We start from the raw sequence: 19,901 nt of genomic DNA on the forward strand, positions 1-19,901 counted from the left end.
TTTATTTGCTTTTATAATGAACCTCTGCTAATGCTTTCAATACTGCGGCACTTTTTTCAGGTGTAATATCTCTTTGCGCCTCGCCCATCATTTCATATCCAACCATAAATTTTTTCACTGAAGCCGAACGCAACAACGGTGGATAGAAATGCATGTGAAATTGCCATTCTGGATGCTCTTCTCCATCAGTTGGAGCTTGATGAATACCTGAAGAATATGGAAATGAGGTCTCAAAAAGATTATCGTATTTTATCGTTAATGCCTTTAAAATTGAAGCATAAGCCGAAACTTCGTCTGAAGTAAAATCAGTTATTTTTGTAATATGACGTTTGCTGATAATCATCGTTTCGAATGGCCATATTGCCCAAAAAGGAACCAAAGCAACGAAGTGATCATTCTCAATCACGATACGTTCTCCGTGTTTTAATTCTTCGGCTAAATAATCTAAAAGTAGATTGCTATTGTTTTTTTCAAAATACGCTTTTAAGCTATTTTGCGTTTTCTCTACTTGAGTTGGCAAAGAAGATTGCGCCCAAATTTGACCGTGTGGATGCGGATTACTACATCCCATAACTGCACCTTTATTCTCAAAAATCTGAACGTGATTGATGTAATCTACATTTCCCAATTCAGTGTATTCTTTTTGCCAAGTTCTAATGATCGTTTCAATACCAGGCAAATCCATTTCTGGCAAAGTCAGGTTGTGTTTTGGCGAAAAACAAACTACTCGGGCAATTCCGCGCTCGGGTTGCGCCTTAAAAAATGTTGCTTTAGTATCTTCTTCAAATAAAATTGGCTCTTGTTTTACGGCTGCAAAATCATTTTCAAAAACAAAACTTGAATCATATTTTGGATTGATTTCGCCATTGGCGCGAACATTTCCCGGACATAAATAACACGTATGATCGTATTCTGGAAGCTCATCAGAATGGATTTTCTCATTCTGCCCTTGCCAAGGTCTTTTGGCTCTGTGTGGAGATACTAAAACCCATTCGTTAATTAACGGATTGAAACGTCTGTGCGGATCTTCGTTTATATCAAAATTTTTCATTTTAATTTGTTTTATATAATGATGTACCGTTTCCGATTTTTACATCATAAATTTTCAATTCTATATCAAAAGCTTCTTTGTACAATTGAGAAAGTTTTGTTTTGATAGCTTCTTCTTCTCCTTTTTTAATCAAATTGATGGTGCAACCGCCAAAACCGCCGCCCATTAATCGGGAACCAATTACGGCTTTTTCTTTTTTCAAAGTATCAACTATAAAATCTAACTCTTCGCAACTCACCAAATATTCTTTGGATAAACCTTCGTGAGTTTCAAAAAGCAATTTACCAAGTTCTTCGATATTTCCATTATCCAAAGCCTCACAAGCCAATGCTACACGCTTAATTTCTTTGACCACAAAATGACATCTTACAAAAACATTTGACGACATTTTATCTTTCAATTGAAGCACATGATTTTCGTCGCAATCTCTAAAACTGCTGATTTCAGGAAAATTATTTTTAATGATAGAAAGTCCCTCTTCGCATTCTTTTCTTCGAACATTATATTCTGATGTCATTAACGAATGCTTTACATTAGAATCAAATAATATCAACGAATAATCACTGAAATTGGCATCATGATAGGTATACTCTAATGTTTTGCAGTCGATTTTGATTACTTTGTTTTCCAAACCCATCACGCTCGAAAACTGATCCATAATTCCGCAATTGATTCCAACCCAATGCTCGGCTTTTTGACCCATCAACGCAATATCCACTTTTGGAATTGACAAATCAAAAAGTGCTGCGATTCCAAAAAGAGCGCCACATTCTAAAGCCGCCGATGAAGACAAACCTGAACCAGTTGGAATATTACTGCTAAATACACAGTTAAAACCGTCGAAAGAGAATCCTTTATCCTGCAACTGTTTGATAACGCCCAAAATATAATTAGTCCAAACCACTTTGCTCAATGCAACTTCTCGCGTCAAGTCTACTTCGAATTCTTCATTCAAATCGATGGCTACAATTTTGGATTTATTCGAATTGTTTTTTGCAAAAGCGAAACAAATAATCTTATCGATTGCAGCCGGCAAAACGTATCCGTCATTATAATCGATATGTTCCCCAATAATGTTAATTCTCCCTGGAGAAAGAACCACTTTTTCGGGAGCATTGCCAAATTTTTCCTGAAAGAAAGCAGTCGTTTTGTTAATTAATAAATCGTTCATTATATTTTAAATTACTGTTGTTTTTAATTGCTAAAGCCTTTGATTGAAATTTAAATTAGAGCCAAGATTACTAAAATGACTCAAACTTATAAGTGGTAAACTGTGTGTATTCATCTCCTTTTTTCAACAAGGCGCTAGGGAAATGATCTTGATTGGGTGCATCTGGGAAATTTTGAGTTTCAAAACAAATTCCACTCAACGGGTGATAATCGGCATTTTCTTTTCCTTTTATTTTATTAGAACAATTACCTCCCACATAAATATGAACACTCGGCTGATCGGTAAATACGATCATTTTTAAATTATTTTTTTTACTAAATAATGAAGCTGCAAATTCATTTTTATTATGTAGCACAAATGAATTATCAATTACTGAAGGGCACTTTTTGGGTGTCAAGAAATCAAATTCGGTGTTTTCTACTTGCAAATACCTACCAGTTGGAATACCTTCGCTTGTTATTTCAAGAATTTGATCAGTATTTACTACTAATTCCTGTTCGTTTAAATTTGAGGAATGCCCGTCTAGATTAAAATAACTATGATTGGTTAAATTCACAACAGTATCTTCTGTTGTTGTGGCGCTGTAATCAATTTTTAGCTCGTTGGCTTCTGTTAAGGTGTAAGTAACATTGACAGTCAAATCACCTGGATAATTTTCTTCGTTTGCTGGGCTGGTGTAAGTCAAAGTTATTGCTGGTTCTTTACCAAATGTTTCATTGGTTACAGTCCAAACTTTTTGGCTAAATCCCACAAGACCACCATGTAACGAATTGTTATTGTTGTTTTTATTTAAAAGGATTTTTTGCCCATTTAAATTAAAAGTACTGTTATGAATTCTTCCCGCATAACGGCCTACAGTAGCACCAATATATGGCGCTCCAGCTAATTGGAACGATTGCAAATAACCCTCTAATGAATCAAAACCTAAAACGACATCGATACTCTTTCCATTTTTCAAAGGAACTTTCAATTCTGACACTGTTGCCCCAAACGTTACAACCTTTACACTCATGCCATTAGCGTTTTGTAACCCATAAGAGTGTACCTCTTCTCCATTTGGCATTAAACCGAATAAATCCTTATTTGAAGCAGTCATAATTTGTCAATTGCGTTTAATTTCTATTAATTTTATTGGAAATTTTGAAATCCAAAAGTAAAAAAATATTTAAACCTTACATACCAGTACCTACCAGTTTTTCATTCTGTAAAAAAAACCTCGAACGTGTGTCATTCGAGGTTTAATCTTGTTATAAAATCCTCAAAATGCTTATTTAACTTCATTTATTTCGAGCACGACGCTGGTTCGTCGTAAAGTCACATTTGGATTAATTCCAGTTTTCATTAGAAAATCACCTGAGAAAACAGCATCAGATTGGATTGATGAAGTGGTCTCGGGATATAAATTAATTTCTTTTACCGAGTATTTTTTATTTGGATTTAAACCTTTCAAAACAACAGGAAGCGGTGTAGCAGTAATTTTAAAACGGCTATTTACCAAATAATTAAAAACAATAGCTTTGTTCTGATCTTTGCTAACATACATCAAGGCTGAAATATCATTTTCATGAGGATTTACCAAACGGAACAAATCGCCATGCCACACCACATCTTTAAAAGAATGATAATTGGCAATGGCTTGCTTACAGAATGTTTTATCCTTTTCATTAAGATGACTGGCTACAATATCAAATCCTAATTTTCCCATGCTGGCAACGTCAACTCTAAATTTTAGAGGTTGTTTTCCCCAATCGGTTACATGGTTACAAGTAGCCATTGACGGGAAGAAATACGAATAATCCCATTGCATAAATATTCTTTCTACAGGCTCGGTATCGTCACTTGGCCAAAATTCCGTAAAGTATTTTAGGAACTCATAATCGCCTCTACCTCCGCCGCCTGAGCACAACATCATCGGCACTTTTGGATATTTGGCACGAATTCTTTCTAAAACTTTGTACAAACCTTTTACATAATCTATGTACAAATTAGATTGGGGAATTCCTTTTTTATTAAGATACTCCGAATAAGCGTTGTAAATAACGGCATTACAATCCCATTTTATAAATGCTAATTCAGGATTTTTGACAAATAAATTGTCGACAATTCCAAACACAAAATCCTGCACTTCGGGATTCGATAAATCCAATACTAATTGATTTCGGTAATAAACCTCTGGCCGTTGTGGTTGACGAATTACCCAATCCAAATGCTTTTCATACAATTCGCTTTTAGGATTTACCATTTCGGGTTCTATCCAGATGCCGAATTTAATTTGCTCTTTTTTAGCTTCTTTAACTAAATAACCTAAACCGTGAGGCAACTTTTTTACATTTTCCTGCCAGTCGCCAAGTCCAGCCTTGTCATCATTTCTTGGATATTTGTTTCCAAACCAACCGTCATCTAGTAAAAACATATCAACTCCGAGATCTTTAGCATCTTTAAACAAAGAAGAAATTTTAGTTTCATCAAAATCAAAATAGGTAGCTTCCCAGTTATTCAACAAAGTAAGTCTTTCTCCTTGACCATCTAATAATCTGTATTTTCTCGCCCAGTCGTAAAGATTACGGCTCGCTTCGCCAGTTCCATTATTTGATAAAGCATAAACTAATGAAGGCGTTTTAAAAACTTCATTAGGTTGCAAAAGATATTCCGAAGCATATGGATTGATTCCGGCAATCAAACGTAGATTTTTGTACGAATCAATTTCATAGTCAAGTTTAAAGTTTCCGCTCCAGGCTAATTGTCCCAACATAACGGTTCCATCATTTTCGGATGCTGGCTTACCAAAAGACAAAATAAAATTAGGATTTTGCAACAACATGCTTCTTGTTCCCAGTTTAGAATCAACCGTTCTAATTCCTTGTTGCAGTTTCGTTTCAATAGGCTGCATTTCCTTTAAATATTCGCCTTGAAAACTGGTTAAATAAAAATCTTTATTGGAAAAATACAAATTAGCAGAAGCAAATTTTTGAAGTAAAACTGCTTTTTTCTCTTTATGTTTTATTTCTGACCATTGTTCAATTATGTTTTCTTTTGCCCAAACTTTATAAGACAAAATAACTTCGAACGGATAGTTAGGATCTTTTAAAACAATACTAGTAAGCGAGGAATTATCATCAACTTTTTCTGTTTTATGGCTAACGTATTTTAGTTCCAACGAAGGATTACCATCGGCGTGCTTAACTTGTATTGCAGGTTCGGATAAATTCCAAGTTCCTGCTGGCGTATATGCCGAATTGTAGATTCCAGCATTGTCATCATTAAAATTATAAGCCTCTGAAACTAATGAATATTCGCTTTTGTTTTGGAGCGGTTTTCCAAAATAGACAGTTTTAAGTCGGTTTTCTTTATCCGTTTGTAATAGTATCAAATTACTTTCTGTAGCAATCGGAATAATTACTTTTTGAGCTGATAAACTGATGACACTTAAGACGAAATACAATGAGAATATTGTCTTTCTGTTAAAGTAGGATCTCCATATTTCGTTCATAATCTTTATTATTTAATGTCATCTATGTAGAAAATCCAAGATGCTGGACGAGTTATAAAAACAACGGACTTTCAATAGTCCAAAATTCCTAACAGGGTTTGGAAAACTGTTAGGAACTGTGACTTATCTCTTGAAACAAAGATTATTTTTTTATTGGTTTAATTACAAAACCGTAGCTATACTCTTTACCTTTTAAAAGATATTGCTCATGTGGAAGTTGTCCCCAACTGTTATCACCACCTACACCTCTTTGTTTTAAGTCAACACAAACCACCACTTCATGGCGAGGCGTTATATCGTTAATATGGCGATATTTTTTGGTTAAACCCGGATCAAAATCTTCTGGATAATTATTTAATGCGCTTACTCCTAATGGTTGCAAACCTTCAATTTGGATTCCATTTCCATTAGCATTGGTGAGTGTTAACCAACGAACATCTGTTTTGTATCCATTTTCCTGAGGTCTTGTATAAGGAACATATTGATCAGCAACTTTACTTTGATAGATTCCTGTTAGTGAAGAAGTGTTTCTGTCATTATAATTTTCCCAAGGACCTCTACCATAATATTCAAAATTGTCAAGTTCTTTTTTAAGAGAAAATAACATTCCAAAACGTGGCATTTCGGACAATGGATTAGATCCGGCTTTAAATGAATTGAATATAGTTAAACTTCCATCGGCATCCATAGAATACGTAATGGTATAATAGGAAGCTACATCGCTTAAAAAAAGTGTAGCAACAACGGTTGTTTTACCAGCATCTTCTTTTACTTCTATTTTATCTAAAGCACTAATTCTTCCAACGGTTCTCCAGACATTGCTGCGTACATGCATGTAATTTCCAAAATCATTATCTGTAGGAGCACGCCAAAAATTTGGAACCGGCAACTGATTGAAAACCTGCTCTCCATTGGCTTTATATTGCTGCATCAAGCCAGTTTTTTTATTGATTACAACCTCAACATTTGCGGCTTTGATAGTGATACGATTGTTTTCATCAGTTAGGTTTGCTTTCCCTTTTGAATCAGCAACTTTAGCGAAATATTTATTTTCTGCTAATGAAAATTGTTCTCTGGCAACTTCAAAATTTTCAGGTAAAACAGCCGTTCCTTCTTTGGCGTAAGCAAAAACATTTAAAAAGTATTCTTCACCTTCTTTAGCAGTTATATTTGGTAAATCAAGTTGCACTTGTTTTTTAAGTTGAGGAGCCAGCGTAACATCAAAAACTCCAGTTTTTATAACTATACCATTTTTTAAGACTTCGTATTTAAAAAGATATTTGTCCAAATTTGTGTAGGCAAAACCATTCTCGATTTCTATAAGTCCTTTGTTGACATCGACATTTTTAAAAATAATATCTTGGTACACTTTCTTTACTTCAAAAGCTCCGGGATGTGGCGTACGATCTGGCCAAACTAATCCATTGTGACAAAAATTTTCATCATTTGTATAGTTCTGACTTCCCATATCGCCACCATAAGCCCAATATTTGCGACCAGCTTCATCTTTTACTTCAAATCCTTGGTCGACCCAATCCCAAATGAATCCTCCCTGCATATTGTCACTGCCTTTAATAACATCCCAATATTCTTGAAAGTTACCTGTACTATTTCCCATCGCATGAGCGTACTCACACATAATGAAAGGACGTTTTACATTTTTGCGAGCAGCATATTCTTTCATATACTCCATACTTGGATACATCGGGCAAACTATATCTGTATTTTCTTCTTCTCCTGCTTGTTCAAATTGCACTAATCTTGTTTTGTCCCTATTTTTAATCCAATTATATCCATCTTTAAAAACTGGTCCGTTACTACACTCATTTCCTAACGACCAAAGAATAACCGAAGGCTGGTTTTTATCTCTTTCAACTAAACTGTAGATGCGATCCAGGTGAGCTGCTTTCCATTCCGGAAGATATCCTGGATGTTTAGTTTTATCAAAAGGACCTTGCAACGCAGCTCCCATTCCGTGGCTTTCGATATTGGCTTCATCTACTAAAAACAAACCGTATTGATTACAAAGTTTTACCCACATTAAATTGTTTGGGTAATGGCTGCAACGAACTGCATTGATGTTCAATTGCTTCATTTGTCTGATGTCTTTCATCATCGTAGCCTTATCCTGATAATGTCCGGTGACAGGATTGTGCTCATGAATATTTACTCCATGAACCATGATGCGAATGCCGTTAACTAATAGTTGACCGTTTTTAAGCTCTACTTTTCTAAACCCAATTTGAGTTCCAACTGTTTCAATAAGCTTTCCTTTTTCGTCTTTTACATTTAATAATAATGTATAAAGATTGGGTGTTTCGTTGCTCCATAATTTTGGAGAAGCTACTTCCTGATTGATTACAATTGATTCAAAAGAATTCGCTTTTATGTTAACTTTTGTTGTTTTGGTGAAAATTGTTTCTCCCGAAGCATCGACTAATTTAGCTTCAACAGATTGATTATTTTTACTAGCCGAGTTCATGTTTTTTAACTTCACATCAACCTCGAGACTTCCATTTTTATAAGATGCATCAAGATCAGGACGGGCAAAAAAGTCTGCAATCCTAACATCGTCCGTACTATATAGGTAGACATCGCGGTCTATTCCTGACAAACGCCAAAAATCCTGATCTTCTAGATAAGACCCATCACTCCAGCGATAAACCTCAACGGCAACATCATTCTTTCCTGATTTTACATATTTGGTAATATCAAATTCGGTTGGACTTTTGGTGTTTTCGCTGTAACCTACTTTTTCACCATTTACCCAAATATACATTGCTGACGTTCCGCCTTCAAAATGAAGAAAAACATGTCTGCCATCCCAGTTTTTAGGCAATTCAAAACTTCTTTTATACGATCCAACCGGATTGTCTTCATGGTTTATAAATGGAGGATTTTTGACAAAAGGGTAAGTTATATTGGTATAAATTGGAATACCATATCCTTTTAATTCCCAGTTGGAAGGAACCGAAATTTCTCCCCAATTAATGGTATTAAAATCATTTTTGAAAAAATCTTTTGGACGTTGATCTGGGGTTGGCGACCAAGTAAATTTCCATATACCATCCAGAGTTAAGAACCAAGGCGAACGTGTATAATCGTCTGCAATAGCAGAAGGCTCATCAGCATATGGTAAAAATGCGGCTCTTGCTGGCTCACGATTAATTTGAAATACTGCTGGGTTTTCCCAATCATTATTTCCCTGCTTTTCTTGTCCGAAGACAGCCAGCGAAAAAACAGCCAGAAAGCAAGTTAAAATTGTATTATTTCTCATATTCAATCAATTATATTAAATCCTTATTTATACCAACAACCTTTATTTGTTTTTATTATTATTACCATTTCAACCAACAAAAAATATTCTGACAAATAAGAGCAAATGATTAATTACAGTATTACTACAATTAATCATTTGCTCAAATTTTATTTGTTTTTTATTAGTCTCTGGGTGCCATTTTTATTCTCATTATCACATCTAATTTATAAAAAGTATATATCTGAGAGATTATTTTATTACTAATTAATATTAAACTGTTTTTTTAATACTTTCAAAAATTCATCTTGTATTAAAATTTCTGTATTATTAAACCAAAAAATTCTACAGCAGTTTTAAAAAATGACACCCAAAAACTAATCACTAAGAAAAACAATTACTATTACCAAGGCGCGTTTTGAGTCATTTTTGGATTATTATTCAACTCACTTGCCGGAATTGGATAATAAAAATATTTGGCTGAAAAATTGGCATATCCTTCTCTTAAGCTAGATTTAATAACAGTTTCCAAAGTACCCCATCTTCTTAAATCATACCAATGAAGGCCTTCACGAACAAACTCCACATTTCTTTGATGCATAATCTCATTCATCATTTGTGTTTGTGTCCAGCCTGCCATTGAAATATCAGCTAACTTTGCTCTGTCTCTGATTCTTTTCACAAGTGGAGCTGCTTCTGCAACTTTTCCTTGCATTGTTTTCGCTTCGGCAAGCATCAAAATAACATCAGCATAACGCATTGCATATTCATTTAATTCTGATTTCCAATCTCCTTCATCTTTATTCCACCAATTTTGATTTTTCTTGATCCATATTGCATTTGCTCCAAATTTAGATGCAAAATCATAGGTATAATAAACACTTCCGGGATAATTCCATGCCAAGGTAGCTGTAGCTCTAGGATCAAATTCACCAGTAACTGTTTTTTCTTTGGTCATTGCATCAAGCAAAGTTTTTGTAGGCAACAATTCGAACCAACCTCCTACTTCGCCGGGAGCTAATTCCTGAGCCATAGTTGTAGCTCTCGTTCTTTCAGATGGTTCACCTCCCCAGATAGTTGTTCCTCCTACTTTACTAAATTGGATTTCAAAAACAGATTCTTTACTGTTTTCATGTTTTCCATCAAAAAGTTGTGCATAATCATCCAAAAGTCCGTAACCATTTGTAGCTTCATTATTCACTAGTTTAGCAAATTGCTCTTCGGCTTTTGCCCAATTTTTCATGTACAAATAGGTTTTTCCAAGATAAGCAATAGCTGCATTTTTTGTCGCTCTCCCTTTTTGCGTATCAGGATAATTTTCAGTAAGAGCACTATTTGCTGCAAACTCAAAATCAGCAATTACTTGTTTCCATACTTCCTCTTCAGTTGATTTTGCTTTAAAATAATCCTCTTGATTAGCGGCGATATCCGTAAAAATTGGCACACTACCAAACTCTATCACTAGATTAAAATAGTTCAATCCTCTTAAGAAAGTAGCTTCGGCAACTAGTTGATTTCTTTTAGTCTCATCAATATTTTGAATTTGCGGAGCATAATGAATCACCTGATTAGCACGGAATATACCAATATAGCATGTTTTGTATATACCTGTTGTTTCTCCGGTACTTGGACTATTTTTATAAGTAGACACCGCATAACGTCCTTGAACGTCATTACGTGCAATAAAATTTTCTGTTCTGTTTTCTTTTAATTGCATTGCCTGTATTTCCCAATAACCAGCATTATTGTTATCTACCAAAGCATTATAAATTGTCGCAACACCTGATTCTAAGTCTTGTGGCGTTTTCCAAAAAGATTCATTTGTCAATTTATTTGGATTTCCTAGGTCAAGATCCTCACTGCAAGAACTCATAGTTAAAAGTCCTCCTATAAAAAATAATATGATTAATTTCTTTTTCATTTTAGTCGATTTAAAAGTTAAGTTGCATTCCAAAAGTTATAGTTTTACTTAGAGGATAAGATTTGTAATCGATTCCTCTACCTCCTAATGCAAGTGAAGCATTAGAATTGCCTTTTGAAACATCTGGATTATAACCCGAATAATTTGTTTCTGTGAAAAGATTATCACCAGCTAAATAAAATCTAAGTTTATCAATTTTAACTTTATCTGTTAAACTAGATGGAAGTGCATACCCAAGTTGAATAGTTTTAATTCTAAAATAAGATCCGTTCTCAAGAAAACGATCTGAATAATCAGCTCCATTATCATTTAAATCATCAATGTCTAATCTTGGAAAATTTGAATTTGGATTAAATGTATAAGAATCTAAAGTTGCTGTAGAATAATTGATATTAGCTCTAACTGTTGCTATATCAGTATTATTTCCATTGTATATTTTATTTCCTTGAGTACCTTGAGCAACGATAGTGAAGTCAACCCCTTTCCAATCAGCCTGAATTCTAAATCCATATTCGTAATCTGGGAAAGCACTTCCTCTGAATTGTCTGTCGTTTCCATCAATTTGACCGTCACCATTGTAATCAACGTATCTTATATCGCCTACTTTTGCTCTAGGCTGGATAAGAACTCCGTTTACGCTATGTGCGTCAATTTCTTCTTGTGATCTAAATAACCCATCAGTTTTTACTAAAAAGAAAGAATAAATCGGATATCCAACTTTGCTATATGTAACTGGTGCGCCGTGGAAAGAACCTGTAGCACCTTCCAAAATCTGGCTTCCTGTACTAAGTTCTGTAACACGATTATTTACACTTGAAATATTTGCGCTAACTGAAAAATTAACAGCTCCAATTTTTTCAGTATACGTAAGTCCCATTTCAAATCCTTTGTTGGTAACTTCACCAGCATTTGTATAAGGATCGTTGCTTGATCCGACAGACAATGGAACGGGCACTCTCAAAAGCAAATCGCTTGTAGTTTTTTGAAAGTAGTCAAAAGTATAGTCCAATTTACCATCCCATAAAGACAAGTCTAAACCAATATCTGCTGTTGCTGTAGATTCCCATTTTAACCCAAGAGCTGGGTAATCCTGTTGAATATTTCCAATCCATAAGGTATTTGGTTCTCCAACAGCATAACTAATTCCAGAAGTTATCGAGCCAAGATATTGATAATCTCCAATTTCTTGATTTCCTAACACACCATAACTACCACGAATTTTAAAATCAGTTATTGGAGTGTTTAAATTTTTAAAGAAGTCTTCTTTTCCAATTCCCCATGCTGCAGATATAGATGGGAAATTACCCCATTTGTTCTCCGGGCTAAAACGTGAAGATCCATCACGTCTAAAAGTAGCCGTTAAAATATATTTATTATCATACGAATAAATAGCACGACCCAAATAGGATATTAAATTATTTTCGGAAGCAGAACCAACAGACGAAGGCTCTTCTCCTCCTGCCATAACATGTATGCCATCAGGTAATCCTGTAACAGAACCCGAAATAGCTCTATATTTATTGTTATAAACTGTATATCCCGCCAAAACATTTACCGAGTGTTTACCAAAAGATTTGGCATAATTCAAAGTATTCTCAATTTGATAATATTGAGTCATATCACTTCTTTCTGCCAAAGTATTTTTCAAGTTTTTAAAAAATCCTCCTACTTCATAACGAGGGGTGTAAGTATAGCCTTTATGTTCAGAAACAGTAGCACCAACATTTAGTTTATATTTAAAACCGTCCCAAAAACTTGCTTCAGCATACGCATTAACCAACGCCTGATAATAATTATTCCTAACATCAAAAAGATTTAGAGCAGCAACTGGATTGAATATATCTGTTACCGCACCAGATGCTCCGCCATATCCTCCAACAGCATTTTCATTATAAATGGCAAAACCTGGTATCATAGAAATAGCCGAACCAACAACATTGCTCCCTTGTCCAGGAACACCTGGTAAATCTTTTCTTTTTTCTTTGGTTAACATTACTGTTTCTCCAATTTTGAAAATACCTTTTTTGTAATCAGATTTAACTCTAAAATTAAGACGATCATAATTTGTTTCTTTAACAACTCCTTCCTGATCAAAATAACTTAGAGACATGCTATATTTTGCATTATCAGTACCTCCAGCTAATCCCAATGAATAATTCTGAGTGGCTGCAGATCTGTATATTTCATCTTGCCAATCAACTCCTGCACCTCCAACTTCAGGATTTAATGCAATAGGAAGTGGCTGTTTACCGGCAGCGGCATATGCAGCAGTACTCACTTTTGCCCATTGTTCTTGATTTAATAAGCTTAACTCATTCGCAACAGTCGACACCCCAAAAGAAGAATTAAAAGAAACTTTTAAATCTCCTTTTTTACCGCTTTTAGTGGTAATCAAAATTACTCCATTTGCCGCTCTAGAACCATAAATTGCTGCAGCCGAAGCGTCTTTCAACACCTGAATTGATTCTATATCCGAAGGATTAAGATTATTCATAGAGGCAACTGCAATATCATCAACTAAGATCAAAGGATTATTATTATTTAATGAACCTGCCCCTCTAATTTGAATTTTGGTCCCGGATCCAGGCGCTCCCCCATCCGATTCAACAGTTACACCTGCAATTTTTCCTTGAATTGCACTACCCACATTGTTGTTGCTTTGAGAATCTAATTGAGATCCTTTCAAGCCACCTACAGCACCAGTCATGTCACTTTTCTTAATAGTACCATAACCAATTACAATAACCTCATTCAAGGCATTGTTTTCCTCTTTAAGGCTTACTTTAATTTGGTTTCTCCCGTTTAGCGCTTCTTCAACTTTTACAAAGCCAACGTATGAAAAAACAAGTATTGCATTTGGATTATCTACATCCAAAGTGAAATTTCCATCATAATCTGTAGTTGCAGAGTTGTTTGTTCCTTTAACTGAGACAGAAGCCCCGATAATTGGCTGATTGCTTTTTTGATCATTTACGGTTCCGGTTATTTTATTTTGAGCATGTAAACTAATACAGGAAAACATAATAAAAATCAACATTGTAAATTTTGGAAGCAAGGACACTTTTACCCTCACTAACTGATTTAAGTTCATTGTGTCTTTCATAAAATCATAGTTTTTTAAATTGGTTAGTTATAAAAATATTCATAGTCAATAGTTGTGGTTTTTACAAAATGAGGATAGAGAAAACCCACTAAATTCAGCTCGTTATTAAAATGGCAATTATTTTAATTTAGATTTTTATAAAATAAATTAAGCTAATTGTTAAAAAAATTTATCATATAAAAAATAAATGCAATTCTTACCAATCACTCTTTATGATTAACATTTGATTAGATAAACAGTATTAATTTATGAAATGTATTTTTTTTTCTTAATTTTTTTATTAAATGTGAAATCCAAAATTATATGTTAAATTAGCACTCCAATACCAGTACCTACCAGTTTTTAGTAAATTTGTTAAAAAACCAACTTTTCTCATGAAAATAATTTCGATTCAAAACAACATTGGAATTCCAAAATACAAACAAATTATCAGCTCAATTGAAAAAGCAATTGAGGAGGAAAAACTTACAAAAGGAGACCGGCTTCCATCGGTAAATAAAGTTTGTTTGGCTTTCTCTTTATCTCGTGATACGGTATTATTAGGCTATGACGATCTCAAAAAAAGAGGTATAATTTATGCCATTCCAGGAAAAGGATATTACGTGAAAAGCACTGAAATCACGATAAAACAAAAAATATTCTTACTTTTTGATGAGCTTAATATTTTTAAAGAAGATATTTATAATTCTTTTCTAAAAAATATTGGAAAAAATGTTCAGGTCGATATTTTCTTTCATCATTTTAATGTTCAGGTTTTTCAAAAATTGATAAATGATAGTAACGGAAATTATACAAAATACATCATCATGCCGACCAATTTAATTGATGTAGTTTCTTTCATAAAAACCCTACCAGTAAATGACGTAATCATTCTGGATCAGACAAATGAGCATCTAAAATCATATCCCGCTATCTATCAAAATCATAAAAAAGACATCTACGAAGGACTCAATAAAGGGAAATCCAGATTGAATAAATACAAAAAATTCATTATGATTTTTCCTGGTTTTAGAGAACCACCAGCAATGAAAATAGGTTTTGTAAATTATTGCACAGAGCGTGATATCAATTATGAAATTATTTCAGAATTTACAGATAACGAAATCACTATCGGAAGTGTTTACGTTATTCCAAATGATAGAGATTTGGTTCGTGTAATTGAAAAAGCCCGAGAACAAAATCTAAAATTGGGAACTGATTTTGGTATTATTTCGTATAATGAAACGCCATTAAAAAAAGTCGTTTCAAATGGAATCACAACCATTTCGACCGATTTTACAGCAATGGGAAAACTATTGGCCCAAATGGTTCTAACTGGAAAAAAAGAACAAATTGAAAATAAAAGTGCATTGATTATTCGAAATTCATTGTAGCATCCAACACGAATATTCTAAAACAGCATTAGAGCTCTTTTAAAATCAATTATCAATATAAAAAATGATATTTGCTTTTTTTGTTTTTATAAAACTAATTTAGTTATATTTGCAAATGTATTTTTTACACTTATTATTTTAAACCATCCTTTTTTATAAATAATTAGTTATTTAAATACGAAATTGGCATTCGAAGAAATAATAAAAACCGCCAAAATTGTTAGTATCTGCCATAAAACCAAGTGATCTAAAATTATTAAAACCATTAAACCACTATAAAAACAAAAAACAATTTAGATTATGAATCAACAAATTGACCAATTAGCCGCTGACAACATTCGAGCATTGGCTATTTCTATGGTAGAAAAAGCAAATTCAGGACATCCGGGAGGTGCCATGGGAGGTGCTGATTTTATGCACATTTTATACACTGAATATTTAAACTACGATCCAACTCAAATGGATTGGCCTTTTAGAGACCGTTTCTTCATGGATGCGGGCCATTTATCAGCCTTGATGTATGCACAATATTCTTTATTAGGCAATTATAAAAAAGAAGATCTTCAACAGTTCAGACAATGGGGCTCGGTAACTCCGGGTCATCCTGAAGTTGATGTTTTACGAGGAATCGAAAACACTTCAGGACCATTAGGACAAGGACATACGATGGGAGTTGGAGCTGCTATTGCGGCTAAGTTCCTAGATGCACGTTTCAAAGGATTATTCGATCATAAAATTTACGGTTTCATCACCGATGGTGGGGTCCAGGAAGAAATTTCACAAGGAGCCGGTAGAATCGCCGGACATTTGGGACTAAACAATTTCATCATGTTTTATGATTCCAATGATGTGCAACTTTCGTCAATGACCGATGAAGTTACTTCTGAAGATACTGCTTTGAAATACCAATCTTGGGGTTGGAATGTAATTACAATCGATGGTCATGACCATTCGGCAATTAGAAAAGCATTAGATGCAGCAAACAACGAAACCGAGAAACCGACCTTGATTATCGGAAAAACCATTATGGGAAGAGGTTGCGTTACTTGTGACGGTGATATGTATGAAGGCGAATGCGAATTGCACGGAAAACCGATTGGAGACACTAAAGCAGATTACATCAAAACGCTTATAAATCTTAAAGCAAATCCAGAAGATCCTTTTGCAATTTTCGAAGAAGTAGCTTCTCATTATTCAGAAGTTATAGCGAAGAAAACTAAAAACGCAGCTTCAAAAAAACTAAAAATCAGCCAATGGGAAAATGAAAATCCAGAGTTGGCAAAAAAATTACAATTGTTTTTATCTGGCGAATTGCCAAATTTAGATTTAAGCAGTGTAGTTCAAAAACCAAACGCTGCAACCAGAGATGCATCGTCTGCTGTATTGGCTTATTTGGCTGAAAATGTAGAAAATATTATTGTCTCTTCTGCCGATTTATCCAATAGCGACAAGACTGATGGATTCTTAAAGAAATCATCTGTTTTGCAAAAAAATAATTTCAGCGGTGCCTTTTTACAAGCAGGTGTAGCGGAATTAACAATGACCGCTATCGCAAATGGAATTGCTTTACATGGTGGTGTAATTCCAGTAGTAGCAACGTTTTTTGTGTTTTCAGATTATATGAAACCAGCGATCAGATTAGCGGCAATACAGGAATTACCGGTGAAATATGTCTTGACTCACGATTCATTCAGAGTTGGAGAAGATGGACCAACACATCAGCCAATTGAGCAAGAGGCGCAAATGCGTTTGTTAGAAAAAGTTAAAAACCATAAAGGACACAATAGTTTATTGGCATTACGTCCAGCCGATGCAATTGAAACGTCTGTAGCTTGGGATATCGCTTTGAAAAACACTAAAACGCCAACTGCTTTAATTCTTTCAAGACAAGGAATTAAAGATATTCCAGCTGCAAATTCCAGATATCAGGAAGCTTCAGCTGCTGCAAAAGGAGGTTATTTGGTAAAAGAAACTTCAAATCCAGATATTACTTTGATTGCAAATGGATCGGAAGTATCGACATTAATTGAAGCCGCAGCCATTTTAGAAAAAGATCATAATTTGAAAATAAATATTGCTTCAATCATATCCGAAGGTTTATTCAAATCACAACCTAAATCGTACCAGGAAAGCATTATTCCAAAAGGAAAATTAGTTTTCGGACTTACCGCCGGACTTCCCTTAAACCTTGAAGGATTAATTGGCGATAGCGGAAAAATTATCGGTTTAGACCATTTCGGTTATTCAGCACCTGCAGGAGTTTTGGACGAAAAATTTGGATTCACACCTCAAAGCGCCAGTGCCGAAATTCTAAAATATATTGAAGAAAGAAAATAGATTCTAAGTTGCTAAGCCTCTAAGTTACTAAGACTTTAATCTTAGCAACTTCAAAAAACTCAGAAACTTAGAAGCTCAGAAGCTCAGCAACTTTATAAAAAAAACAAAGACATGAAATTCTTTATAGACACAGCAAATTTAAAAGACATAAAAGAAGCCAACGATTTGGGAATATTAGACGGCGTAACGACTAATCCATCCCTAATGGCAAAAGAAGGAATCACTGGAGCCGACAATATTATAGCACATTATGTAAAAATATGTGAATTGGTAGATGGAGATGTAAGTGCCGAGGTAATTTCGACAGATTTTGAAGGAATGGTTGCCGAGGGAGAAAAATTGGCAGCATTACATCCACAAATCGTGGTGAAAATCCCAATGATCAAAGACGGAATAAAGGCGATAAAATATTTCTCAAATAAAGGGATCAGAACTAATTGCACACTAGTATTTTCATCTGGTCAGGCGCTGCTTGCCGCCAAAGCTGGTGCGACTTATGTTTCGCCTTTCATCGGAAGATTGGATGATATTTCTACAGATGGACTGAACCTTATTCAGGAAATTAAATTGGTTTATGACAATTATGGTTTTGAAACTCAAATATTAGCCGCCTCTGTTCGTCACGTCATGCATATTATGAATTGTGCCAAAATTGGTGCCGATGTAATCACCGGACCTTTAAGCGCCATTGAAGGTTTACTAAAACACCCACTTACCGATAGCGGATTGGCAACATTCTTAGCCGATTATCAAAAAGGGAATAGTTAGAAACAATCTATTTCAAATAGGATTTAATTGGAAAAAGGAAGCTTCTGCAATAGAAACTTCCTTTTTTGTTTATCTAAAATTAAAACTGATTATCCTTTTTTAAAAATTTATGGCAAAATCATTCAAGAGTTTTGCATCATATTTTTCCTTGTCAAAAGTATATAGATACGATCCTTTTCTAGATGTTGTCATGTCTTTTTCATCCAATTTTATCAAAATATCTAATGAATTTATTTTGCTGATAAAATTTCGCTTATCGATTTCTTTATCCAAAATCGATTCGTATAACTTAAGTAACTGACTCATCTTAAACTTTTCTGGCAAAAGCTCGAAACCTACAGGTCGCATTGAAGTTCTATAACGCAATCTTCTGATAGCGTGAGCCAACATTTTATCGTGGTCAAAAATCAATTTTGGCACTTCAGATACACTAAACCATTTGGCATGATAATTCTGAATCAGTTCAGCATTGTGATTTTCTATATTAATCAAAGCATAATATGCAACTGAAATTGTTCTTTCTACAGGATCACGGTCAATCTCACTATACGTATAAAGTTGCTCCATATAAATATCCTGCAATCCTGTATAGGTATGTAAAATTCGGATTGCTGCTTCATCAAGTACCTCTTCTTTTTTAAGAAATCCACCCATTAGTGACCACTTCCCTTTCTCTGGTTCAAAATCCCTTTTAATCAAAAGAATCTTCAACCCATCGTCATCAAAACCAAAAATGATGCAATCAACTGCTAGTAATACTTTATCTTCTGCACTATAACTGTTTAACATATCCTTTATATATATGACGTAAATATAAGAACTTCCATAAAACTACCAAATTATATTTAGTGTTGGTTATACACTTATCTGAACAATAAAGACAATTAGTTGATTTACAATAAATACAGCATCTACTCATCTTTATAAAAATATCACAAAATACATATTGCCCTAGCGATAAAATAAAGATTACAACGCATTTTTTCAATATACCAGACATAATTAAGTGTTAAATTTACATTTAAGGACGGATTTTGATCCAATTTTCAACGTTAAAATTCAAAATTTAACTAATTTTAATAAATAAAAACTTATAGATTTTTATATTTTTTCTTAGTAAATAAAAAAATAATAAAGTCGCTTCGCTTTTATTAATTACTTTACCAAGTATCTCATTTATAGTTGTTTATATTTTACGAAAACGTTTTTTGTCAACAATAAATACAGATATTCTTTCAATTTAATCGATATTTTATGATATCAATTTTTTTTTAAACCTTTTTTTATCAGATTAATTTGTTTTTATGCTTTTTTTTTATTTAAATTTACAAATGTAAAAACTACACTTATAATTAACCAAAATGAATCAGTATGACAACAAACCAAAGATTATTTTTTTGTTGCAATTTTTTATTGCCTAAAAAAGAATGG

Annotated in this window: 11 protein-coding genes; 3 read left to right on the forward strand and 8 right to left on the reverse strand. The window is 33.9% G+C overall.

Annotated elements, in window-relative coordinates; genetic code table 11:
- Position 1: 1 nt before the first annotated feature.
- The 7 genes from VLC96_RS07130 to VLC96_RS07160 form a co-directional block, all read right to left on the reverse strand.
- A complete protein-coding gene (locus VLC96_RS07130) occupies positions 2 to 1,051 on the reverse strand; it encodes a UDP-glucose--hexose-1-phosphate uridylyltransferase (protein ID WP_325261697.1) in 1,050 nt (349 codons plus the stop codon).
- 1 nt (position 1,052) lies between these two features.
- Entirely contained in the window at positions 1,053 to 2,222 is a 1,170-nt protein-coding gene (galK, locus tag VLC96_RS07135) for a galactokinase (RefSeq protein ID WP_325261698.1), read from the reverse strand.
- Between the two features lie 70 nt (positions 2,223 to 2,292).
- Entirely contained in the window at positions 2,293 to 3,318 is a 1,026-nt protein-coding gene (locus tag VLC96_RS07140; RefSeq protein ID WP_325261699.1) for an aldose epimerase family protein, read from the reverse strand.
- A 171-nt stretch (positions 3,319 to 3,489) separates the two neighbouring features.
- On the reverse strand, positions 3,490 to 5,712 hold the full coding sequence (locus tag VLC96_RS07145; protein ID WP_325261700.1) for an alpha-galactosidase: 2,223 nt from the start codon (positions 5,710 to 5,712) through the stop codon (positions 3,490 to 3,492).
- Positions 5,713 to 5,854: 142 nt separating this feature from the next.
- Positions 5,855 to 8,989: a beta-galactosidase, LacZ type gene (lacZ, locus tag VLC96_RS07150; protein ID WP_325261701.1), complete on the reverse strand. Its 3,135-nt coding sequence runs from the start codon at positions 8,987 to 8,989 to the stop codon at positions 5,855 to 5,857.
- Positions 8,990 to 9,371: 382 nt separating this feature from the next.
- The gene (locus VLC96_RS07155) at positions 9,372 to 10,889 is read right to left on the reverse strand and encodes a RagB/SusD family nutrient uptake outer membrane protein (protein WP_325261702.1); all 1,518 of its coding nucleotides are present in this window, start codon (positions 10,887 to 10,889) and stop codon (positions 9,372 to 9,374) included.
- 10 nt (positions 10,890 to 10,899) lie between these two features.
- A complete protein-coding gene (locus tag VLC96_RS07160; RefSeq protein WP_325261703.1) occupies positions 10,900 to 13,992 on the reverse strand; it encodes a SusC/RagA family TonB-linked outer membrane protein in 3,093 nt (1,030 codons plus the stop codon).
- 374 nt (positions 13,993 to 14,366) lie between these two features.
- Between VLC96_RS07160 and VLC96_RS07165 the strand changes: the two genes are divergently transcribed.
- From VLC96_RS07165 to fsa, 3 genes are all read left to right on the forward strand, one after another.
- Positions 14,367 to 15,365 carry a GntR family transcriptional regulator gene (locus VLC96_RS07165; RefSeq protein WP_325261705.1) on the forward strand — a complete coding sequence of 333 codons (999 nt, stop codon included), beginning with the start codon at positions 14,367 to 14,369 and terminating at the stop codon, positions 15,363 to 15,365.
- A 300-nt stretch (positions 15,366 to 15,665) separates the two neighbouring features.
- Positions 15,666 to 17,702: a transketolase family protein gene (locus VLC96_RS07170; protein WP_325261708.1), complete on the forward strand. Its 2,037-nt coding sequence runs from the start codon at positions 15,666 to 15,668 to the stop codon at positions 17,700 to 17,702.
- Positions 17,703 to 17,813: 111 nt separating this feature from the next.
- Positions 17,814 to 18,470 carry a fructose-6-phosphate aldolase gene (gene fsa / locus VLC96_RS07175; RefSeq protein WP_325261709.1) on the forward strand — a complete coding sequence of 219 codons (657 nt, stop codon included), beginning with the start codon at positions 17,814 to 17,816 and terminating at the stop codon, positions 18,468 to 18,470.
- A gap of 99 nt (positions 18,471 to 18,569) precedes the next feature.
- Here the strand turns inward: fsa and VLC96_RS07180 are convergent, their stop codons facing one another.
- Positions 18,570 to 19,259 (reverse strand): NUDIX hydrolase, encoded by a 690-nt coding sequence (locus VLC96_RS07180; protein WP_325261710.1) that lies wholly within the window; start codon positions 19,257 to 19,259, stop codon positions 18,570 to 18,572.
- Between the last annotated feature and the right edge of the window lie 642 nt (positions 19,260 to 19,901).

This window comes from Flavobacterium sp. (assembly GCF_035456085.1).
Classification (GTDB): Bacteria; Bacteroidota; Bacteroidia; order Flavobacteriales; family Flavobacteriaceae; genus Flavobacterium.

Excerpts from the sequence above, each read along its gene's own strand:
- VLC96_RS07130 (WP_325261697.1), bottom strand. The coding sequence starts at position 1,051 with ATGAAAAATTTTGATATAAACGAAGATCCGCACAGACGTTTCAATCCG.
- galK (WP_325261698.1), bottom strand. The coding sequence starts at position 2,222 with ATGAACGATTTATTAATTAACAAAACGACTGCTTTCTTTCAGGAAAAA.
- VLC96_RS07140 (WP_325261699.1), bottom strand. The coding sequence starts at position 3,318 with ATGACTGCTTCAAATAAGGATTTATTCGGTTTAATGCCAAATGGAGAA.
- VLC96_RS07145 (WP_325261700.1), bottom strand. The coding sequence starts at position 5,712 with ATGAACGAAATATGGAGATCCTACTTTAACAGAAAGACAATATTCTCA.
- lacZ (WP_325261701.1), bottom strand. The coding sequence starts at position 8,989 with ATGAGAAATAATACAATTTTAACTTGCTTTCTGGCTGTTTTTTCGCTG.
- VLC96_RS07155 (WP_325261702.1), bottom strand. The coding sequence starts at position 10,889 with ATGAAAAAGAAATTAATCATATTATTTTTTATAGGAGGACTTTTAACT.
- VLC96_RS07160 (WP_325261703.1), bottom strand. The coding sequence starts at position 13,992 with ATGAAAGACACAATGAACTTAAATCAGTTAGTGAGGGTAAAAGTGTCC.
- VLC96_RS07165 (WP_325261705.1), top strand. The coding sequence starts at position 14,367 with ATGAAAATAATTTCGATTCAAAACAACATTGGAATTCCAAAATACAAA.
- VLC96_RS07170 (WP_325261708.1), top strand. The coding sequence starts at position 15,666 with ATGAATCAACAAATTGACCAATTAGCCGCTGACAACATTCGAGCATTG.
- fsa (WP_325261709.1), top strand. The coding sequence starts at position 17,814 with ATGAAATTCTTTATAGACACAGCAAATTTAAAAGACATAAAAGAAGCC.
- VLC96_RS07180 (WP_325261710.1), bottom strand. The coding sequence starts at position 19,259 with ATGTTAAACAGTTATAGTGCAGAAGATAAAGTATTACTAGCAGTTGAT.